Below are 20983 nucleotides of genomic sequence, written 5' to 3' on the forward strand. Positions count from 1 at the left end.
GCCTTTCTGGTGAATAGTCCCGGCATGCGTATGGTTAATTTTTCGTGTTGCGTGTTTTCCGCGTCTCGCGTGGCCCGAAAGATAGCTTCTCAGCCGACGCGTGCGGCCGTTGAAATGGAAGCTGGGGCCAATGCTCATCTATGACCAGCCGATAGACCCGCCGAAGCCGGAGCTTCGCCAGGCCGCTGCGCCGGCCGGCTTCAACCTGGCCGACCTGATCCGGCTGTTGTGGCAACGCAAGGTCGCAATCATATCGGCCGCCCTGCTCTGCGCCTGCATCGCGGTTGCGATCGGCAAGAGCCTGACGCCGCGCTACACCGCCGGCGCCCAGCTCTATCTCGATCCGCGCGAGCTGCAGCTGGTCGAACGCGAGCTGACGCCGCGGGCCCAGGACGTCTCGGGCCTGGCGATGGTGGTCGAGAGCCAGTCGCGCCTGATCACGTCGAACAAGGTGCTGCTGCAGGTGATCCACGACACCAACCTGCTGAGGGATCCCGAATTCGGCGGCAGCTCGGGCAAGGGTATCTTCGCCACGCTGCTCGGCCTGTTCGGCATCGAATCCAGGCCGACCGCGGAGCAGGCCGAGCAACTCGAACTGGGCGTGCTCGACGCGCTCAACCGCCATATCAACGTCAAGAAGACCGACCGCACCTTCATCGTCGACATCGACGTGTGGTCGCGCGAGCCGGCCAAGGCCGCGATGCTCGCCAACGCGATCGCAAAAGCCTATCTCGCCGAATCCAAGCAGTCGCAGGCCGCGGCCGCCCGCCGCGCCACCACCGACCTGTCCGGCCGGCTGAAGGAGCTGCAGCAGCGCCTGCGCAACGCCGAAGAGGCGCTCGCGACCTACAAGGCGCAGAACAATTTCGTCGGCTCGCAGGACAACATGATCACCGACCAGCAGCTCTCGGCCAGCAACCAGCGGCTGGCCGCGGCGCGGGCGCTGACCCTCGATGCCCAGGCGAACTACGATCAGATCGAGGCCAGCCGCCGCGGCGCCGCCGATCCCGGCGCGATTCCCGAGGTGCTGCAATCGCAGAGCATCGCCTATCTGCGCGCGCAATATGCCGAAGCAAAGAAGAAGCAGGCCGAGTTGCAGGCCGAACTCGGACCGCGACATCCGGCGCTGCGCCAGGTCGATCAGCAGGTCGACGATTTGCGCCGGACCATCAAGGAAGAGATTAACCGCGTCGCGCTCGCCGCCAAGAACAATCTGACCCGGGCGCGCGATTACGAAGCCTCGCTCAACAAGTCGCTGGACGTGCAGAAGAGCCAGAGCGTGCAGATGAGCCAGGCGTCAGTACGCCTGCGCGAGCTGGAACGCGAGGTCGAGGCCAGCCGCGAGGTCTATCAAGCCTTCCTCAAGCGCTCGCGCGAGACCGAAGAGCAGGAGAGCCTCAATACATCGGCCGCCCGCGTGATCGGCGATGCCACCATCCCGCAGCAGCGCACCTTCCCGCCGGCGATGAGCCTGCTGGCGCTGCTCGGCTTCATGTTCGGCGGCCTCGCCGCCGCGGCCTGGATCGTTGCCGCCAGCCGGCTCGCGCCCGGCGCGGACCCGGTGCGGCCAAAACTCCAGCCGAAGCAGGATCCGGCGCCGGAACCGCAGCGGGTCGTCGCGCCGGTGAAGCCGCAAGCCAAGTCGGAAGCCAAGCCGCAAGTCCAGCCGCAGCCCGCCGCGCGGCCCGCGGCCGGCCCGATCGAGCCGCCGTTCGAGAAGCCGCTGTTCGACAAGCCGCTGATCGCCGAGCTGCAGGAGACCGACGTGATGCGCACGCTCGGCGGCATCCTGACCGACGGCAATGCCGCCGACGTCACCCGGTTCGGCTGGCCGACGCTGCGCACCAGCGCGGCGCTGGCGCCGTTCTCCAACACGACGCGGCAGATTCTTGCCGCGCTGGCGGCGCTGACGCCGGCGAATGGCGTGCCGGTGCTGGCCGTGATCGGCACCGCCGGCGATCATGATCGCAGCATGGTGGCGCTGAACGTGGCGCTGGTCGCCGCGCGCGACGGCGCCCGGGTGCTGCTGATCGACGCCGACGGCGTCAGCCACGCGTTGACCGACAAGGTCGCGCATCTCGGCAAGGCCGCGCCGAGCCGTCTCGACTGGCTCACCATCGGCAGCAAGGCCGCGCGCGCCATCAACACCGCGAACGGCATCGCGATCCTGCCGGCGATCACAGGCGGCGCCAAGGCCAGCGAGGCGATCCGCAAGGCGATCGCGCAAGCCCGCTCCGCCGGCGGCCACGACCTCGTGATCCTGGACGGCCCGGCGATGCCGTGGGACGCAGCCGAACGCAAGCTGTTCGAGATCGCCGACGGGCTCGTCGCGGTGCTGCCGTTGCATGGCGACATCAACGAGGCGATGGAAGACATCATCACGGCGCTGGGCGGCGCGGAGCGCAAGCTCGCCGGTGTCGTGCTCAACGAGCTGCAGCCGACCGTCGCGAGCCCTCAGCACGACAAGCAATATGCCTGAGCGCCGCGCCACCTACGCGAGGTGAGCATCCCATGGCCCGGCCGCCGATCCCTGCCATCATCGCCGCCGCATCCCTGCTGCTGTCGGCCGCGGCGCAAGCGTGTCCTGCGCTGGTCGAAGGCGTTCCGGCGAACCGGATCGAGGCGCTGTCACGCGGTGTCAATGCCGACGGCTGGATCGCCATTCCGCAATCGGCGCCGCCGCGCAGCCTGCTGGCCGAGCTGCGCAAGGCTGGCCTCACCCACATCCGCCTGCCGGTGCCGGCCGACTTCGTCATGCCGCGCTTTGCCACGCCGGCGGATCGCGAACAGCGCCTGCGCACGGTCGATGCCGCGCTGAAGGAGCTGCTCGAGCTCGGCTTCGCCGTGTCGGTCGACCTGCATTCCGGCGAGCGCTTCAACCCGCTGCACAAGGACGATCCGCCCGCCGCGATGCAGGAGATGAAGGACGCGTGGCGCGCGCTCGCACAGATCGTGCAGCGCTATCCGGCCGATCGGGTGTTTGCGGAACTGTTGAACGAGCCGGACGTCGACGCCGCGCAGTGGCAGAGCGAAGCCACCGAGCTCGCCGCGTTCATTCGGCGGCTGCTGCCGCAGACCACGCTGATCATCGGACCGGTGAACTGGCAGCGCGCGGATTCGCTGCCGGACTTCAAGCCGCTCGACGATCCGAACGTCGTCTATGCCATCCACTTCTACGACCCGATGGTGTTCACCCATCAGGCGCACTGGGATCCGAGCGAACCGCTGCACGACATTACCGGCCTGCCCTATCCTGCCCGCGCCGACGACCCGCAGGTCAAGCAGCTGCGCGAGCAGCTCACCGCGCTGGACAAGCGCAAGGCACTCGCGATGCTGGAACGCGCCATCCCCGACCGCGGCGTCGACCAATGGCTCGCGCCCGCCGCCGCCTGGCAGCAAAAATATTCGCGGCCGCTCATCATCAACGAATTCGGCGTGCTCAAGGCCGGCGCCCCGCGCGACAGCCGGCTGGGCTGGCTCGCCGCGGTCACCAGCTACGCAAGGCAACAGTGCTGGGGCTGGACCCATTGGGAGCTGTCGCAGGGTTTTGGCCTCGCCGATGCCGTCTCGGGCAAGGCCGATCCCGATGTGCTCAAGGCCTTGCTCGGCACGCGCTAGGCGTAGTTGGTTAACCTGGTCTTACACATTGGGCGGCTAGATCGATCGTGCGGCGGTTATTTCCAGGTCAGAGCTCGTGCAAGCAGGGATAGCCCAGCGGCCGCTGATGGCCAACGATCTGATCCCGGCGCTCGGCATCGCCGTGGCGTCGATCGCATTCGTCCCGATCCTGCAGGCGGCCAATGCCGGGCTCGCCATCGTCGTCGAAGTCCTGGTCGGCTGCGCGATCGTTCTCGCGGCGCCGGCTTACGCGCCGTCGGTCGCGATCTTCATCATCTTCTTCCAGAACCTGTTCGTCTCGATCCTGTCGTCATACCTGTCGACCGAGCAGGAGATGGAGTTCGTCAAGGGCTACAACTTCCTGCTCTGCGCCGTGATGTGGCTTTTGACGGTCGGGCTGTACCTGCTGCGCGAGCGCAGGCATTCTCCCGAGATCGATCGGATCATGAAATGGGGCATGATCACGCTGGCGACCGTGCTGCTGTATTGCGCGCTCGGCGCCACGCAGGATCCGCGCGCCGCCATCGTCTATCTGCGCAACATCGCATTTCCGCTGTTTCTGTTTCAGCTGGCGCTGCTGACCGCGGCGACGTTCGAGATCCGCATCACGCCGTTTTTGGTGGCGGTTGCGGTGCTGCTGATCGCCTGCGGCTACACCGAGCTGCTGTTCCGCGATTTCTGGCTGCAGATCACCAACGGCTACACCTTCTGGCACTTCGACGAGTTGAAGGCGACCCGCTCCGGGACCTGGGAAGCCGAAATGCGCGCGACCGGCTTCGTGCCGGTGGATCTGATCGACCGCTTCCGCTTCAGCTTCCTCAACAGCCCGCTGTTCGAGGATCTCGGGCTGTCATCGATCCTGCGCATCCACGGCCCGAACATGAGCGCGATCAGCTTCGGCTACGGCGTTGCGTTCTCGATCCTGTTCCTGTTCTCGGTCGGGCATCGCTGGCTGGCGCTCGCCGCGATCCCGCTGCTGGTGCTCTGCAGCGTGAAGGGCGCGCTCGTCACGGTGATCTTCGTGGGGCTGGCCTGGAGCGCGACCTGGCTGCTCGGCCCTGTCATTACGCTGGTCGTCGGATGCGTCGGGCTCGCACTGTATGCCATCGCGGCGATCTATATCGGATTGCAGATCGGCGACTTTCACGTCATCGGCTTCATGGGCGGCTGGGACGGCTTCCTGAAGAACCCGATCGGGCGCGGGCTCGGCGTCGGCGGCAACCTGTCCGAGGGCTACTTCTCGATCGACTGGAGCGCGGCGCAAAATGCCGGCACGATGGATGGCGCGGTGGAGAGCGCGGTCGGCGTGCTGCTCTACCAGATGGGGCTTGCGGCCGTGGTGCCGCTCGGCTTCTTCCTGGCGATGGCGCTGCGGGCCTGGCGGCTTTACGCCTCAACCGGAATTCTGACCCAGGGGCTCGCCGCGTTCGGCACGCTGGTCATCGTGGTCAACGGCATCTTCCAGGAGGAGGCGCTGTTCGCGCCGCCGGCGCTCGGGCTGATGCTGTGCCTGACCGGTCTGGTGATCGGTCATCACATGCGCACCCAAAGCGACGGCGACGCGGCTGACGCCCGCTCGTGAACAATGCCGCTCAAAGCGGCTTGATCTGCACCTTGCGGAACTTGACCACGCCAGAGCCGTACTGCAGCGCGATGTAGCCGCTGGCGTGCTTGGAGTCCTGCGCGTCGACGGTCTTCTGACCGTTCAGCGTCACGACGAAATGCTGGCCCTGCGCGGTGATCTCGTAGACGTTCCACTTGCCGGCCGCCTTCGGCATCGGATCGACCTTGCCGACATCGACGATCGCGCCGGTGCCGTAGGTCGGGTCCGGCCGCTTGTCGAAGATGTTGACCTCGTAGCAGACCTTGGAATCGATCGTCTTGTTGCCTTCGCAGCGGATGAAGATGCCGCTGTTGGCGTCCTCGTCGGTCCAGAACTCCGCGCGGATCTGGAAGTCCTTGTACTGCGTCTTGCTGACGAGATAGGACAGCTCCTTGCCGTCGAGCTTGTCGGCGACCAGCGCGCCGTCCTTCATCTCCCAATTGGCCTTGCCGATCTCGTCCCAATCGCCCTTCTTGGAACTGTCGAGCAGCGTGACCCAGCCGTCCTGGCTGATGGCAGGGCTGGAAAATTGCAACGCGGCTGCACTGATCAGGACACAGCTTGCGAGTATCGACAAACGCTTCATCAAGAACGCCCTCCCGTGTTTTGGTTGGCGCGCAACCTAGCATCGTCTGCGGCGGCGACAATCCCCGTTTTTGATATTGCAGCCGCGATATGCGGTGACTGATTGCCTCTTGCTGAGATCAGACATGCGTGCGCGTGTCTTGCCTGCCGCGAACGACCGCGGCTAGCATCGCCGCGCAACAGGGCACGACAATTGCCCGACCAAGCCCATAACGATGGGAGGAAGCGATGATGGCGTCGAACCGGCTCCGGCGATACCTGATGTTGCCTTTGGCCCTTGTCGGAATGCTGAGCATCAGCTCCGCGGCCGAACTCAATCCCGCCGCCGTCACCTACAAGCTGCCGAACCAGATTCCGTGGGGCCCGGTCGACGCGCGCGGCGCGCAGAATGCCGTCGTGGTCGGCGATCCCGACAAGCCCGGCTTCTACATGGTCTACACCAAATGGACCAAGGGCAATCATTTCAGCCGCCCGCACTTCCATCCCAACGACCGCTACATCGTGGTGCTGCAGGGCACCTGGTGGGTGGGCTCGGGCCCGAAATTCGATCCCGAGCACGGCACCGTGGCGATGCCGGCCGGCAGCTTCGTCACCCATTACGGCAAGCAGGTGCATTGGGACGGCGCCAAGGACGAGGATGCCGTGCTCCTGATCATGGGCGAAGGACCGGCGACGTCGACCGCCGCCGAGGAGAAATAACCGGGAACGAGCTTTCGGGCGCCGCCGGCGCCGTCGGCGCGATAGCAACCATTGCCGCCGCGCGACGTTTCATCCCCTCCATCATGACGAGGAGACGACGCATGGCGAGTGCCGCAGATATCAGGGAACATATGGATGTGATCTCGTCGGACAAAAAGACCGTCGGCAAGGTCGATCACATGGAAGGCACCGACAAGATCAAGCTGACCAAGCAGTCTTCGCCCGATGGTCAGCACCATCACTTCATTCCGCTGGCCTGGGTCGATCATGTCGACCAGCACGTCCACCTCAACAAGTCGGGCGCCGACGTCACCGCGCATTGGCAGCACGGCCGTCAATAGCCGCGCCATCCGCGAAGGTCAGCCCGTGGCGCGTTTCGGCTCCAGGTCGATGTCGTCGGCATCGACTTCGTCCTGGCCCATTTCACCTTGCTTCGCCTCATCTTCCAGCCCAGGCTGCAGCGGAGGCGAGGCCGGCGCCGGCGCCGGCTTCAACAGCTCGGCGAGATCGCGCGGCGGCAGCGGCCGGGAGAACAGAAAACCCTGCATCTCGTCGCAGGCATGGGCGCGCAGGAACTCCTGCTGCTCGGAGGTCTCGACGCCCTCGGCGACGATGGTCATGCCGAGCGCCTTGCCCATCGAGATGATCGCCTGCGCGATCGCGACGTCCTCGGAATCGTCGGGCAGGTCGCGCACGAAGGAGCGGTCGATCTTGATGGTGTCGATCGGGAACTGCTTCATCAGCGACATCGACGAATAGCCGGTGCCGAAATCGTCGATCGCGAGCCTGATGTCGCGGTTCTGGATCGCATCGAGCACGCGGACCGCGCGCGACACGTTGCGCATCACCATGCTTTCGGTGACTTCGAGCTGCAGCAGCGACGGCGACATGCCGCTCGCAAGCAGCGCCGCGTCGATGTCGTCGAGCAGTTGCGGATCGGCGAACTGCCGCGGCGACAGATTGACCGCCATGGTCACCTGGCGCAGGCCGCGGCGCTGCCACGCCATGTTCTGCGCGCAGGCCTCTTTCAGGACCCAGCGGCCGATCGGCACGATCAACCCGATCTCCTCGGCGAGCGGGATGAACTGTCCCGGCGAGACCTGGCCAAGCTCGGGATGGCTCCAGCGCAGCAGCGCCTCGACGCCGCTGATCTGTCCCGTCGCCATGTCGACCTTGGGCTGATAGTGCAGCGAGAACTGGTCGCGCTCGAGCGCGCGGCGCAACGCGCTCTCCATGGTCAGCCGCTCGATCGACTGCGCCTTGATCTCGCTGGAGAAGAAGCGGAAGCCGTTCTTGCCGTCCTCCTTGGCGAGGTACATCGCCATGTCGGCATTCTTGGTCAGCGTCTGCACGTCGGAGCCGTCGGCGGGGTACATCGCGATCCCGATCGAGGCCGTGGTGTGGCATTCGTGCCCGCTGAGCTGCAGCGGCTTGCTGAGCGCGATCAGCAGCTCGCCGGCAATCCGCGCGACGTCGTCGCGGGCGGCAGCTTCCTCCAGAATGACGACGAACTCGTCGCCGCCGAGCCGCGCCACCACGTCGCTCACCCGCAACGACCGGCGCAGCCGGTCCGCGATCGCGACCAGCAGCATGTCGCCGGCCTCGTGGCCGAGCGAGTCGTTGATAATCTTGAAGCGGTCGAGGTCGATGAACAGCACCGCGAGCGGCCGGCGATGGCGGTCCGACATGGTGATGGCGTGACGCAGCAGCTCGTTGAAGGTCTCGCGATTGGGCAGCTTGGTCAGGCTGTCATGCGAGGCGAGATACTCGATGCGCTCGTCGGCCTTGTTCTTCTCGTCGGCGCGATCGAAACTCTCGAGCGCGAACGCCAGATTGTCGGCGAGCCGCTGCAACAGCTCGGCGAACTCCGGCGTGAAGGTGTCCTTCTCAATCGCGACGAAGATCATGACGCCGACCACCTGGCCGTGCACGATCAGCGGAAACGAGGCGCCGGATTGCGTTCCATCGGCGCGGGCCCGGGCATGGAAGGCCGCGGTGTCCGGGTCGGCGCAATAGTCGTTGATGATGCAGGCCTTGCCGGAGCGGAACGCCCGGCCGCAGGCGCCGCGGCCTTCCGGATGCGCCTCGCTGGTCGAGAGCGTCACCTGGCGTGCGCCTTCCGCGGCCGGCCCTGCGGTGGCGGCGATCGCGAGATAATCGCTGCCGGGCTGCGCCAGCGCGATGGTGGTGGAGGTGAACCTGCCGCCGGACGCCGCCGCCTCGCAGACCAGCTGATACAGTTCGTTGCGGGACTTCGCCCGCATGATCGCCTCGTTGGTCGCGCTCAGCGAGGCGAACATCCGCGACAGCCGCTCGCGCTGCTCGTCGGCCCGCGCCTTCTCGTCGGCGCGGTCGAAATTGTCGAGTGCAAAGGAGACGTTCTCGGCGAGCCGCTGCAGCAGCGCCATCATCTCCGGGCTGAAGGTGCCGAACTCGCCGGACAGGAAAACCAGCGCGCCGATCGCCTCGCCATTCTTGAGCAGCGGCAGCGCCGCGCCGGACTTGCTGCCGCTGTCGCGGACGATCTGGTAGACATGCGATTCCGGTTCGAAGTCGCTGAGATAGTCGTTGCTGATGCAGGGCCTGCGGGTGCGGATCGCAACCCCGGTCAGGGTCTGTCCCTCCGGACGCGACGCATCGGCCGACAATTGCAGCTCGTGGGCGCGCACCCGGTCGGGGCCCGATGCCGCCACGTTCTCCAGGAAGATCTCGCCCGGCCGCACTAGGCGGATCGTCGCCGAAATGAATTGGCCGCCGACCGCCGCCGCGTCGCAGACCAGCTCGAACATCTCGCTGCGGGATTTTGCCCGCATGATCGCCTCGTTGGTCGCGCTCAGCGCGGCGAACATCCGCGTCAGCCGCTCCTTCTGCTCCTCGGTCCGCGCCTTCTCGTCGGCGCGATCGAAGCTATGAAGCGAATACGCCACGTTGTCGGCAAGCCGCTGCAGCAGCTCGGCGAATTCGGAGCTGAAGGTGTTGCGCTTGGCGGAGATGAACAGCATCACGCCGACCGGCTCGTCGCCGACGATCAGCGGGAACGCGGCGCCCGATCGCGCGTCCTCGCGGTCGATCACGTCGCGGAACGGGCTGGTGGCGACCGCGCTCAGGAAGTCGTTGTTGATGCAGGCGCGCCGGGACCGGAACGCCCGGCCGCAGACGCCGCGTCCCTCGGGGCGGGCCTCGCTGCGCGAGACGGTGAGACGGCGCGCATTCTCGGCGGTTGGACCTGCGACCGCCATCATCTCGAAGAAGTCGTCGCCGGGTTTTGCGATCAGAATGCTGGTCGAATTGAATCCGCCGCCATGGGCCGCCGCCGCGCAGACCAGCTCGAACATCTCCAGCCGCGAGCGGGCGCGCATGATCGCCTCGTTGGTGGCGCTCAGCGCGGCGAACATCCGCGACAGCCGCTCGCGTTCGCCGTCGGCCTTGGCCTTTTCGGTGGCGCGGCCGAAATTGTCGAGGGCGACCGATACGTTCTCCGCGATGCCGGCGAGCAGCGCGATGATCTCCTCGTCCGCCGCCCAGGAGTTGCCGATGAAGAAGATCAGCACCCCGATGCTGTTGCCGAACCGCGTCAGCGGCAGCGCGACGCTGGCCATCAGGCCGCTGCCGCCGCGGGTCCTTGCCTGCGGCGGGCACGCCGATTTCGGGATGTCGCGCTCGATGCAGGGCCGCTGGGTGCGGAATGCGTCGCCGCAGATGCCCTTGCCGTAGACGCTGTCCGGATCGGTCGAGAATCGCGTTTGCGTGATCAGGTCGAGCGCCTCGCCGGTGCCGGCGACGGGCTCGAGCCACTGCGTGTCGGGTTCGGCCAGCAGCACCACGGTGGCAAAGGACTTGCCGCTGAACACCGCGGCGTCGCAAACCCGCTGATAGAGATCGTGCTCGGTCTTGGCGCGCAGGATGGCTTCGTTGGTGGCGCTGATGGCGCCGAACATGCGGTTGAGCCGGCGCATCGCCCGCTCGCCGCCCTTGCGCTGTGCCTCATGGTCGAAATTGTCGAGCGCGAAGGACACGTTCGCGACCATGCGCTCCAGCAGTGAGACGACCTCCTCGCCAAGCGAGTGCGGCTCGCCCCGCGTCACGACGAAGACGCCGATGCTGCGCCCGCCCTGGGTCAGCGCCACTGCCGCGGCGGCGCCGACACCGGCTGCGGCCGCGCCGCTGCGCCAGGCGGCGGAGCTGGCATCGTTGATGTAATCGTTGCTGACACAGGCCTTCTGGTCGCGGAACGCCCGCCCGCAAACGCCATCACCTTCGGGAATATCGGCGAGGGTCGAAATGGTCAGGCTGCGCAGCCGCGAGACATCGTTGCCGCAGCCGGCCGCGAACTTCAGGAGGCCGGTATCCGGCTCCAGCAAAAACACGGCGGCGGCCAGGAAGCCTCCGCTGGAGAAGGCGGCTTCGCAAACCTTGCCGTACAGCTCTTCCGGCGATTTCGCGTACAGGATCGCTTCGTTGGTGGCACTCAACGCCGCGAAGGTACGTCCGATAGTCGACTGCACAGTCCTCAACGCCCCTGGGGCTTCCCCCTTCAATCTGGCCCGAGACATTGCCCGCGGGAGGCCTAAGCGGAGGTTATTGTGTCCGGCAAGTTGCAGGTCAGAGTAAACGCATGACGAACGCGAAGCGCGATTTTCCGGGGTATTACGGAGGCTTATGTATCAGGCTGAGGCGGTGCCGGCGCAGGCCAGGCGCGGCCGTCGACCCGCGCCGCCGGGCCGGCCAAATTCCGCGTTGCGACCGCACGCGTTCCACGCGGTGAAATCGGCACGATGAGCACCCTGCTCCCGGTATGGCGGACCGGATTTTTCTGGCCTTGCTCGCGCGGCAGCGCTTTGAGAGGGTGACGTAAACATCGTTAAGCAAGACCCGCCGGTCGCGCGGGCCCATCGCGAGGAACCCCCGATGCCGATCGTCCAGGCCGACCGTCTCACGCGCATCGGCGCGGCGCTGCTCAAGGCCGCCGGCGCGTCGGAGGAGGAGGCGAACGCCGTCGCCTCGGGCTGCGTCAACGCCAATCTCGCCGGCCATGACTCGCACGGCATCATCGCGATCCCGACCTATATCGACCGCGTCAAAGCCGGCCACATCGTGCCCGGCGCGCGATGGACCATCGTGCAGGAGACGCCGACCACGACGGTGATCGACGGCCATTGGGGCTTTGGGTTCCACGTCAACGCCAAGGCGATGGAGATGACCATCAACAAGGCGAAGACCGCCAATGTCGCGGCCTGCACCGTGTTCCGCCAGAGCCATGTCGGGCGGCTCGCGCATTATCCGCTGATGGCGATGCGCGAGGGTATGATCGGAATCGCCGCCGCGGATTCCGGCCGTTCGCCAAAGCATGTCGCGCCGTTCGGCGGCCGCGAGGCCCGGCTCGGCACCAACCCGCTCTCGATCGCGGTGCCGTCCGATCTCGAGGCGCCGTTCTATCTGGACATGGCGACCTCGGCGGTCGCCGCCGGCAAGATCCAGCTCGCGGTGGCGCGCGGCGAATCCATTCCGAAGGGCTGGATCATTGACGCCGAGGGCCGCGACACCACCGACCCCAAGGACTATCGCAAGGGCGGCGCGCTGCTGCCGCTCGGCGGCACCGAGGGCTACAAGGGCAGTGGGCTTGCCGCGATGGTCGAGGTGCTGTGCGGCCTGCTCACCGGGCTCGGCTTCGGCGTCGAGCCGACCGGCCGGCACAATGACGGCTGCTTCATGGCGGTGTTCAACGTCGCCGCGTTCCGCCCGCTGCAGCAGTTCAAGAAAGAGGTCGCCGACTTCGCCCGCTATCTGAAATCGACGCCGCCGTCGGAAGGCAGCCGCGGCGTGTTCTATCCCGGCGAGGTCGAGCATCTGCGCGAGCTTGAGCGGCGCAAGAACGGCATCGAGATCGAGGACGCGACCTGGGAGAAGCTGAAGGCGCTCGCCGCCGACTACAAGCTCGCAGAAGAGCTCGCGCTTCGCTGACACATTGCCCGAGCACAGGAGAACGACATGACACGGCAGATGGCGCTGGTTGGCTTCCTGCAGGCGCAGAACTGCACCAACCTGCCGGGCTCCTGGCGCCACCCGGAATCGCGCGACGATTCGATGTCGGCGGACTACTACCAGGAGATCGCCCGCATCCTGGAGCGCGGCAAGTTTCACATGGCGTTCTTCGACGATCGCCTCGCGATGCCGGACCGCTACAACAACGATCACGCCCACACCGTCGAATACGGCATCCGCTGCGTGAAGATGGACCCGATCGTGGTGCTGACCACGATGGGCATGGTGACGACAAAGCTCGGCCTCGCCTCGACCGCCTCCACCACCTATTTCGAGCCGTTCGACGTCGCCCGCCGCTTTGCCACGCTCGATTTGATGACGAATGGCCGCGCCGCGTGGAACGTGGTGACCTCGGTCAATGACGGCGAAGCCCTCAACATGGGCAAGGCGCAGCATCTCGACCACGACCCGCGCTACGACCGCGCCGACGAGTTCATGGAGGTGGTGCTCGGCCACTGGGATTCCTGGGAGGACGGCTCGCTGCTGATCGACAAGACAAGCGGCCGCTTCGCCGATCCGACCAAGGTGAAGCGGCTCGACCACAAGGGCGAGTTCTTTGCCTCGCGCGGGCCGTTCACCGTGCCGCGCTCGGCCCAGGGCCATCCGGTCATCATTCAGGCCGGCGCCTCCGGCCGCGGCCAGCGTTTTGCCGGCCGCTGGGGCGAGGTGATCTTCACCGCCTCGCGCAACCTCGCCAGCGCAAAGCAGGGCTACGACGCGATCCGGGGCGAGGCCGTCAAGGCCGGCCGCGATCCCGACCAGATGTTCCTCTGCAATCTGATCACGCCGGTCGCCGGCGCCACCAAGGCGGAAGCCGAGGATCGCATGGCCGTGATCCAGAAACTGCCGCTCGAGATCGACGCGCTGTCGCTGCTCGCCGAAGCGCTCAATTTCGATTTCGGCGCCAAGCCGATCGACGAGCCGCTGACGTCAGAGGAGTTGCAGGGCATGCAGGGCATGCTCGGCATGCGCGACGGCGTGCTGCGCGCCTCCGGCAAGAGCAATCCGTCCACCCGCGACTTCATCACCTTCTCCGGCCGCGCCCAGGTGCAGGACGCGATCGTCGGCGGCCCCAAGGAGATCGCCGACCGGCTGGAGGAGATGTTCGAGGGCCGTGGCTGCGACGGCTTTGTGGTCGCGGCGAGCTACGTGCCGGGCTCCTACGCCGATTTCGTCAACCACGTGGTGCCGGAGCTGCAGAAGCGCGGCCTGTTTCACCAGGACTACGCCGGCACCACGCTGCGCGAGAATCTCGGGCTCAAGCGCCCTGCCGCGGGCGCCTGGAAGACGCGCGCGCAGGCCGCCGCAGAATAGAAGGACATCATCATGCGCTGGCTGAAATTCACTGCCGCAGGCAAGACCTCCTGGGGCCTCGTCGAGGGCGACACGGTCGTCGCCGTCAGCGGCGATCCGCTCAGTGAATGGAGCAAGACGCCGCAAACCCATGCGCTGAAGAATGTGAAGATCGAGCTGCCGCTGATCCCGCGCACCTTCTACTGCGTCGGGCTGAATTACCTGAAGCATCTGAAGGAGGCCGCCGACAAGGCTGGCACGGTGCCGAACATTCCCGACCGTCCCGAGATCGGCTACCGCGCCCAGAACGCGCTGATCGCCCATGACGAGGACGTCGTGATCCCGGCCTTTGCGACCGAGAAGATCCATTACGAGGGCGAGCTCGCCGTCGTGATCGGCAAGAAGGCAAAGCATCTCACTGAAGCCAACGCGATGGACTGCGTGTTCGGCTACACCATCGGCAACGACGTCTCCGAGCGCACCTGGCAAAAGGCCGACCGCGGCCTGTGGCGCGCCAAGAACGCCGACACCTTCAAGCCGATGGGCCCGTGGATCGAAACCGATGTCGATCTCGACACCATGGAGACCGCGATCCGCGTCAACGGCAAGGAAACCGGCCGCTTCCGCACCAACGACATGATTTTCGGTATCGTGCCGTTCCTGGTCGAGCTGACGAAATATTTTACGCTGTGGCCCGGCGACGTGATCTGGATGGGCACCGACGGCGCCTCGCCGGATTTGAAGCACGGCGACGTGGTCGAGATCGACATCACCGGCATCGGCACCTTGCGCAACCGCTTCGTGCGGGAGCAGGCGTGAGGCGCGCAGCTCTCTCCACCGTCGTCCTGGCGAAAGGCCAGGACCCATCACCACCATATCTGGTTGTGAACGGGATCGCGGCCTCAGCGCTCGCAACAACTCGAATTCGGGGTAATGGGTCCTGGCTTTCGCCAGGACGACGTGGGGTTGGTACGATGCACGCTTCAAGCAGCTTGTTCGGTGTCATCACCGGCGCATGCGGGTGATCCAGTATTCCAGAGGCCGTGGTGATTGAGCCGAGAAGCCGCGGCGTACTGGATCGCCCGGTTAAACCGGGCAATGACAGTATGAGTGGGGACGCAGCTTCGCGATTTCGCAGCACGGGCTGTCCGAGCTTTGCTTCCTTCCGCTCTCTCTTGTCGACCCGCAAACCAAGTGAGGTGAGCACACTGGTCGGGCTCCCTCCCCCCTTGCGGGGGAGGGCGGGGAGAGGGGTAAGCCCCGGGCGAGATGATCGATGGGTGTGCTGCGCTTGCAAACCTCACCGGGCTTCGTTGCGGATTCATCGAGAGGGCGCGCCGTGTGGTACCCCTCTCCCCACCCTACCCCGCAAGGGGGGAGGGAGCCCAACTAGCGTGCTCACCTCACGCGCACACATCGCCGCCTCAAAACGGCAGCGCGACGCCGGTCTTGATTTCCTTGAGGATCACGTTGGTGCGGACGTGGCGGATGCCGGGGATGCGGAACATGAACTCGTCGAGGAATTTGTTGTAGGCGTCCATGTCGCGCACGACGACGCGCAAGTGATAGTCAGCATCGCCAGTGGTCGCAAAACACTCCAGCACCTCGCGGCGCTGCATCACGCGGGCGACGAACTCGTCGACGAATGTGGTGTCGTGGCGCTCCAGCGAGACGTGCAGGATCGCCGAGGTCGCAAAGCCCGCCGCTTCGCGCTTCACCAGCGCCGAATAGCCTTCGATGACGCCGGACTCTTCCAGCGCGCGGACGCGGCGCCAGCAGGCCGAGGTCGACATGCCGACGGTGTCGGCCAGCTGCTGGTTGGTGGCGCGGCCGTCTTTCTGCAATTCGGCGAGGATCTTCTCGTCTTGCTCCTCAACCACGATTCAGCTCCATTTTGGTAAAATCTACCAAAATTGAGCGGGTTCAAAAATCTTTTGCCGAAAATGTGTTTCGAGCCGAACAGATAGGTAAGACCTACCAACGGCTCAGGCGTAGCGTTGGGTCTGAGATCACATCGATTCCTTAAGGGGTCAGTTATGGGCCAGATGCCGCAGCTCGACGCCTACCAGCTTTCCGACCGCTACAGCCGCCAGCACGGCCGCGTCTTCCTCACGGGAACGCAGGCGATTGTGCGCATCGCGCTCGACCAGATCAGGCGCGACCGCGCCGCCGGGCTCAACACCGCGGGCTTCATCTCCGGCTATCGCGGCTCGCCGCTCGGCGGCGTCGATCTCGAGCTGTGGAAGATCCAGCAGCAATTGAAGGACAGCCGCATCGAGTTTCTGCCTGCGGTCAACGAGGACCTCGCGGCCACCGTGGTGCTCGGCTCGCAGCAGGTCGAGACGCAACGGGATCGCGAGGTCGATGGCGTATTCGGGCTGTGGTATGGCAAGGGCCCGGGTATCGACCGCTCCGGCGATGCGCTGAAGCACGGCAATGCCTATGGCTCGTCGCCGCATGGCGGGGTGCTCGTGGTCGCCGGCGACGACCATGGCTGCGTGTCGTCGTCGATGCCGCACCAGTCCGACGTCGCGTTCATGAGCTGGTTCATGCCGACGCTGCACCCGGCCGACGTCGGCGAATATCTCGCGTTCGGCGAGTATGGCTATGCGCTGAGCCGCTTCTCCGGCATGTGGGTCGGCTTCAAGGCGATCTCGGAGATCGTCGAGTCAGGCGCTTCGGTCGAACTGCGGCCGCCGCGCCGGTTCATCCAGCCCGATTTCACGCCGCCGCCCGGCGGCCTGCACTATCGCTGGCCGGATTTGCCAGGACCGCAGATCGAGGAGCGGCTGGAGGCGAAGAAGCACGCGGTGTACGCCTTTGCAAAAGCCAATCCGATCGACCGCCGCATCTACAATGTCAAGGACGCGAGCTACGGCATCGTCACCACGGGCAAGGCGCACCTCGATCTGATGGAGGCGCTGCGGCTGGTCGGGCTCGATGAAGCCAGTTGCCGCCGCTTCGGCATCGACATCTACAAGGTCGGCATGGTGTGGCCGCTGGCGCTGCACGACGCCATGGAGTTTGTGAAGGGCAAGCGCGAGATTCTGGTCGTCGAGGAGAAGCGCGGCATCATCGAGAGCCAGTTCAAGGAATATTTTTATGACTATCCGGGCGCGAAGCCGGAGCGGATGGTCGGCAAGCATGACGAAACCGGCGCACGGCTGATCTCCTGGATCGGCGAATTGTCGCCGCGCATGCTGGCCGGCGTGCTGGCGCGGCGGCTCGATCCGATGTTTCCGGAGCTGCAACTCGCGCAGCGCGTGGCTGCGCTTGCGCCGGAGCGGGATCGGACCATCGCGGTCCCGGGCGCGACGCGGACGCCGTATTTCTGCTCGGGCTGCCCGCACAACACCTCCACAAAAGTGCCCGAAGGCTCCAAGGCACTCGCCGGCATCGGCTGCCACTTCATGGCGAGCTGGATGGACCGCGAGACTTCGTCACTGATCCAGATGGGCGGCGAAGGCGTCAACTGGGCGGCCTCGTCGCGATTCACCGGCAACACGCATGTGTTCCAGAATCTCGGCGAAGGCACCTATTATCATTCCGGCTCGATGGCGATCCGGCAGGCGATCGCCGCGAAGGCCAACATCACCTACAAGATCCTGTTCAACGACGCAGTGGCGATGACCGGCGGTCAGCCGGTCGACGGCCCGGTCAGCGTGCAGGCGATCGCGCACAGCGTCCGCGCCGAGGGCGTGTCGCGGATCGCGCTGGTGTCTGATGATCCCACGCATTTCTCGCCCGCCGATCTGCCTAGCGGCGTCACCATCCATCCGCGCGAGGAGATGGACGCCGTGCAGCGCGAGCTGCGCGCAATCTCCGGCGTCACCGTGCTGATCTATCAGCAGACCTGCGCCACCGAGAAGCGGCGGCGGCGCAAGCGCGGCACGCTTCCCGACCCGGCGCGCTTTGCCTATATCAACGACCTGGTCTGCGAGGGTTGCGGCGACTGCTCGGTGGAGTCGAACTGCCTCAGCGTCGAGCCGAAGGAAACGCCGTTCGGCCGCAAGCGCAAGATCAACCTCTCGACCTGCAACAAGGATTTTTCCTGCATCAACGGCTTTTGCCCGAGCTTTGTCACCATCGAAGGCGGCAAGCGGCGGGCCAAGAGCGCCAGCGCGATCGATCCGCTCGCGCGTGCCGCCACGCTGCCCGCGCCGGAGCTGGCGATGCTCGACAAGCCCTATGATCTGCTCGTCACCGGCGTCGGCGGCACTGGCGTGATCACGGTCGGCGCGCTGATCGCGATGGCCGCGCATCTCGAGGGCCGCGGCGTCTCGGTGCTCGACTTCACCGGGTTTGCGCAAAAGTTCGGCCCGGTGCTGAGCTATCTGCGGCTGGCGGCGGCGCCCGAGGCGCTGCACCAGGTGCGGATCGACCAGGGCGCGGCCGATGCGCTGATCGGCTGCGACCTCGTGGTGAGCTCGTCGGCGAAAGCCTCCGGCTCCTATCGCAAGGGCATGCGCGCCGCGGTTAACCTCGCGGAGATGCCGACCGGCGACGTGGTGCGGTTTCGCGATGCCGACCTCGCCTCGCCGGTGCGCCTCCGCGCCATCGAGCGGGTGATCGGACCCGGCAACCTCGCCAGCATCGATGCCAACGCGCTGGCCGAACGACTGCTCGGCGACAGCGTCTACGCCAACATCATGATGCTCGGCTTTGCCTGGCAGCAGGGCCTGGTGCCGGTGTCGCTGGACGCGCTGACGCGCGCGATCGAGCTCAACGGCGTCACTGTCGAGCGCAACCAGCAGGCGCTGGCCTGGGGCCGGATCGCGTTTGCCGATCCGGAGTTCCTGCCGAAGGCCGAGGATGCCGCCAGCAAGCAGCCCGAGACGATCGACCAGATCATCGCGCGGCGCGCCGATTTCCTGCGCGACTATCAGGACGAGGCCTATGCCGCGCGCTATCGCGCAACGGTCGATCGCGTGCGCCGTGCCGAGGCGGCGCTTGGCAGCAACCGCGAAGGGACTGTGCCCCCTCTCCCGCTTGCGGGGGAGGGTTGGGGTGGGGGTCTCTCCACGAGTCGTATCGCGGAGGGAGCCCCCACCCGCATCGCATCTATCGATGCGATGCGGCCTCCCCCGCAAGCGGGAGAGGCGGACGGCGTCCGCGGCAAGGGCGAGCTTCCCCTCACCGAGGCCGTGGCCCGCGCACTGTTCAAGCTGATGGCCTACAAGGACGAGTACGAGGTGGCGCGGCTGCATATGCAGAGCGGTTTCCTCGACGAGATCAGACGCGAATTCGATGGGGATTTTCGCGTGCAGTATCACCTCGCGCCGCCGCTGCTGCCGGCGCGGCTTGATGCGCGCGGACGGCCGCGCAAGCGCGCCTTTGGCCAGTGGATCCAGACGCCGCTCAAACTGCTGGCACGGTTGAAGAGGCTGCGCGGCACGCCGTTCGACCCGTTCGGCTACACCGCGGAGCGGCGTGCCGAGCGTGCGCTGATCGGCTGGTACGAGGCGCTGATCGACACAATCATCGGCAAGCTCGACGCGGCGCGGCTGCCTGACCTCGTCGCGCTGGCAAAGGCGCCGATGGAGATCCGCGGCTACGGTCCGGTGAAGGATGCCGCGATCGAAAAAACAAAGGCGGAGGTGGCGCGGCTGACCGCGCAACTCTCCGCCCCGACAGGTGCCGGCGACGGTTCAGGCCGTCGCACCGCGCTTGGCGGGTGACACCAGGCTGACCACGACGGTCGCAAGCACCGCGACCGCGATGTTCAGCAGCAGCGCGCCGAGCCCGACATAGAAGGTGTAGCTGGCATCGCCGAACGAGATCGAGGCCAGTGGCTTCAGCCCGTTGCTCCACGCAGTATAGGTGCCCCAACCGATCCCGACCGCCCAGCCGAGCAGCAGCGCTTCGGCGCGGAACCAGACGGTGAACAGGCCGAACACCAGTGCGGGAAGCGTCTGCACGATCCAGAGCCCGCCGAGCAGCTGCAGGTCGAGCGCATATTGCGTGGGCAGCAACAGGATGAAGGCCAGCGCGCCGACCTTCACCACCAGCGAGGTGATCTTTGCCACCGACGCCTCGCCGGCATGCGAGATGTCGGGATTGACGTAGGACTTCCAGACGTTGCGGGTGAACAGGTTGGCGGCGCCGATGCTCATCACCGCCGCCGGCACCAGCGCGCCGATCGCGATCGCCGAAAACGCAAAGCCCGCGAACCACTCCGGGAACAGCGTCTTGAACAGCATCGGCACCACGTCGTTCGGCGACGTCACCTTGATGCCTGCTGCGTAGGCGATGTAGCCGAGCAGCGCGATCAGGCCGAGCAGCAGCGTATAGGCCGGCAGCAGGATCGCGTTCTTACGAATGGTGTCGGCCGATTTCGAGGCGAAGATGCCGGTCAGCGTGTGCGGGTACATGAAGGCCGCGAGCGCCGATCCCAGCGCCAAGGTCGCATAGGGCAAATATTGCGCGGGCTTCAACGTCAGACCGGTGGCGCCGCCCTTGGCGGTGAAGGCATCGTTCGCCGCGGCGAACACCGCACCGTAGCCGCCGAGCTTGGCCGGCACCACGACCACGGCCGTCAGCACCACGATGTAGATCATGATGTCCTTGACGAAGGCGATCAGCGCCGGCGCGCGCAAGCCGGAGCTGTAGGTATAGAGCGCAAGGATCACGAATGCGGCGATGATCGGCAATTCACCCGACAACCCCATCGCCTTGATCACCACCTCCATGCCGATCAGTTGCAGCGCGATATAGGGCATGGTCGCGACCAGGCCCGTCAGCGCCACCGCGAGCTCGAGCGCGCGCGAGCCGTAGGCGGCATGGACGACGTCGGCGGCGGTGACGTGCCCCGCGGCATGCGCCTTCCTCCACAGCACCGGCATCACCGCGAACACGAAGGGATAGACGATGATGGTGTAGGGCAGCGCGAAGAAGCCGTAGGCGCCGACGGCATAGACCAGCGCCGGCACCGCGATCACGGTGTAGGCGGTGTAGAAATCGCCGCCGACCAGGAACCAGGTGATCCAGGTGCCGAACTGGCGGCCGCCGAGACCCCACTCGTCGAGATGCTCGCCGACCGGGCCAGACTTCCAGCGCGCGGCGAAGAAGCCCATCACGGTGACGAGCGCGAAGAAGAAGACGAAGACGGATAGCGCGATCCAGGCGATCCCGTTGTTCATGGCT

13 protein-coding genes are annotated in these 20983 nt (G+C 66.1%); 9 read left to right on the forward strand and 4 right to left on the reverse strand.

From position 1 onward, the window contains the following. The first annotated feature begins 130 nt into the window (after positions 1 to 130). From CI41S_RS34795 to CI41S_RS34805, 3 genes are all read left to right on the forward strand, one after another. On the forward strand, positions 131 to 2479 hold the full coding sequence (locus CI41S_RS34795; RefSeq protein ID WP_139863504.1) for a GumC family protein: 2349 nt from the start codon (positions 131 to 133) through the stop codon (positions 2477 to 2479). A gap of 32 nt (positions 2480 to 2511) precedes the next feature. Beyond that, positions 2512 to 3618: a glycoside hydrolase family 5 protein gene (locus tag CI41S_RS34800; RefSeq protein WP_139863505.1), complete on the forward strand. Its 1107-nt coding sequence runs from the start codon at positions 2512 to 2514 to the stop codon at positions 3616 to 3618. 106 nt (positions 3619 to 3724) lie between these two features. Then, complete coding sequence (locus CI41S_RS34805) at positions 3725 to 5200, forward strand: hypothetical protein (protein WP_139863506.1); 1476 nt, start codon at positions 3725 to 3727, stop codon at positions 5198 to 5200. Between the two features lie 10 nt (positions 5201 to 5210). Here CI41S_RS34805 and CI41S_RS34810 read toward each other — a convergent pair whose 3' ends face one another. Further along, positions 5211 to 5807 carry a 3-keto-disaccharide hydrolase gene (locus tag CI41S_RS34810; protein ID WP_172628299.1) on the reverse strand — a complete coding sequence of 199 codons (597 nt, stop codon included), beginning with the start codon at positions 5805 to 5807 and terminating at the stop codon, positions 5211 to 5213. Between the two features lie 284 nt (positions 5808 to 6091). On the opposite strand from CI41S_RS34810, the gene CI41S_RS34815 reads away from it, so the two are divergent. Beyond that, a complete protein-coding gene (locus tag CI41S_RS34815; protein WP_244626767.1) occupies positions 6092 to 6505 on the forward strand; it encodes a cupin domain-containing protein in 414 nt (137 codons plus the stop codon). Between the two features lie 101 nt (positions 6506 to 6606). Beyond that, on the forward strand, positions 6607 to 6846 hold the full coding sequence (locus CI41S_RS34820; RefSeq protein WP_139863509.1) for a DUF2171 domain-containing protein: 240 nt from the start codon (positions 6607 to 6609) through the stop codon (positions 6844 to 6846). Between the two features lie 18 nt (positions 6847 to 6864). On the opposite strand, the gene CI41S_RS34825 is transcribed toward CI41S_RS34820, so the two are convergent. After that, on the reverse strand, positions 6865 to 11010 hold the full coding sequence (locus CI41S_RS34825) for a bifunctional diguanylate cyclase/phosphodiesterase (protein ID WP_139863510.1): 4146 nt from the start codon (positions 11008 to 11010) through the stop codon (positions 6865 to 6867). 403 nt (positions 11011 to 11413) lie between these two features. Between CI41S_RS34825 and CI41S_RS34830 the strand changes: the two genes are divergently transcribed. Genes CI41S_RS34830 through CI41S_RS34840 form a run of 3 tightly spaced genes read left to right on the forward strand, consistent with a single transcriptional unit; the run spans position 11414 to position 14659 of the window. After that, positions 11414 to 12466 (forward strand): Ldh family oxidoreductase, encoded by a 1053-nt coding sequence (locus tag CI41S_RS34830; protein WP_139863511.1) that lies wholly within the window; start codon positions 11414 to 11416, stop codon positions 12464 to 12466. Positions 12467 to 12493: 27 nt separating this feature from the next. Beyond that, positions 12494 to 13861, forward strand: a complete 1368-nt coding sequence (locus CI41S_RS34835; RefSeq protein WP_139863512.1) for an LLM class flavin-dependent oxidoreductase — start codon at positions 12494 to 12496, stop codon at positions 13859 to 13861. 12 nt (positions 13862 to 13873) lie between these two features. Further along, positions 13874 to 14659 (forward strand): fumarylacetoacetate hydrolase family protein, encoded by a 786-nt coding sequence (locus CI41S_RS34840; protein ID WP_139863513.1) that lies wholly within the window; start codon positions 13874 to 13876, stop codon positions 14657 to 14659. 605 nt (positions 14660 to 15264) lie between these two features. On the opposite strand, the gene CI41S_RS34845 is transcribed toward CI41S_RS34840, so the two are convergent. Further along, the gene (locus tag CI41S_RS34845; RefSeq protein WP_139863514.1) at positions 15265 to 15720 is read right to left on the reverse strand and encodes an Lrp/AsnC family transcriptional regulator; all 456 of its coding nucleotides are present in this window, start codon (positions 15718 to 15720) and stop codon (positions 15265 to 15267) included. A gap of 156 nt (positions 15721 to 15876) precedes the next feature. Between CI41S_RS34845 and CI41S_RS34850 the strand changes: the two genes are divergently transcribed. Continuing rightward, positions 15877 to 19518 (forward strand): indolepyruvate ferredoxin oxidoreductase family protein, encoded by a 3642-nt coding sequence (locus CI41S_RS34850; RefSeq protein WP_139863515.1) that lies wholly within the window; start codon positions 15877 to 15879, stop codon positions 19516 to 19518. Here the strand turns inward: CI41S_RS34850 and mctP are convergent. After that, positions 19489 to 20979 carry a monocarboxylate uptake permease MctP gene (mctP, locus tag CI41S_RS34855; protein ID WP_139863516.1) on the reverse strand — a complete coding sequence of 497 codons (1491 nt, stop codon included), beginning with the start codon at positions 20977 to 20979 and terminating at the stop codon, positions 19489 to 19491. The two genes, CI41S_RS34850 and mctP, sit on opposite strands and share 30 nt — an antisense overlap. Positions 20980 to 20983 lie beyond the last annotated feature (4 nt).

It is taken from the genome of Bradyrhizobium ivorense (assembly GCF_900696085.1).
Taxonomy (GTDB): Bacteria; Pseudomonadota; Alphaproteobacteria; order Rhizobiales; family Xanthobacteraceae; genus Bradyrhizobium; species Bradyrhizobium ivorense.

Coding starts and splice junctions, on each gene's coding strand:
- CI41S_RS34795 (WP_139863504.1), top strand. CDS start 131: ATGCTCATCTATGACCAGCCGATAGACCCGCCGAAGCCGGAGCTTCGC.
- CI41S_RS34800 (WP_139863505.1), top strand. CDS start 2,512: ATGGCCCGGCCGCCGATCCCTGCCATCATCGCCGCCGCATCCCTGCTG.
- CI41S_RS34805 (WP_139863506.1), top strand. CDS start 3,725: ATGGCCAACGATCTGATCCCGGCGCTCGGCATCGCCGTGGCGTCGATC.
- CI41S_RS34810 (WP_172628299.1), bottom strand. CDS start 5,807: ATGAAGCGTTTGTCGATACTCGCAAGCTGTGTCCTGATCAGTGCAGCC.
- CI41S_RS34815 (WP_244626767.1), top strand. CDS start 6,092: ATGCTGAGCATCAGCTCCGCGGCCGAACTCAATCCCGCCGCCGTCACC.
- CI41S_RS34820 (WP_139863509.1), top strand. CDS start 6,607: ATGGCGAGTGCCGCAGATATCAGGGAACATATGGATGTGATCTCGTCG.
- CI41S_RS34830 (WP_139863511.1), top strand. CDS start 11,414: ATGCCGATCGTCCAGGCCGACCGTCTCACGCGCATCGGCGCGGCGCTG.
- CI41S_RS34835 (WP_139863512.1), top strand. CDS start 12,494: ATGACACGGCAGATGGCGCTGGTTGGCTTCCTGCAGGCGCAGAACTGC.
- CI41S_RS34840 (WP_139863513.1), top strand. CDS start 13,874: ATGCGCTGGCTGAAATTCACTGCCGCAGGCAAGACCTCCTGGGGCCTC.
- CI41S_RS34850 (WP_139863515.1), top strand. CDS start 15,877: ATGGGCCAGATGCCGCAGCTCGACGCCTACCAGCTTTCCGACCGCTAC.
- mctP (WP_139863516.1), bottom strand. CDS start 20,979: ATGAACAACGGGATCGCCTGGATCGCGCTATCCGTCTTCGTCTTCTTC.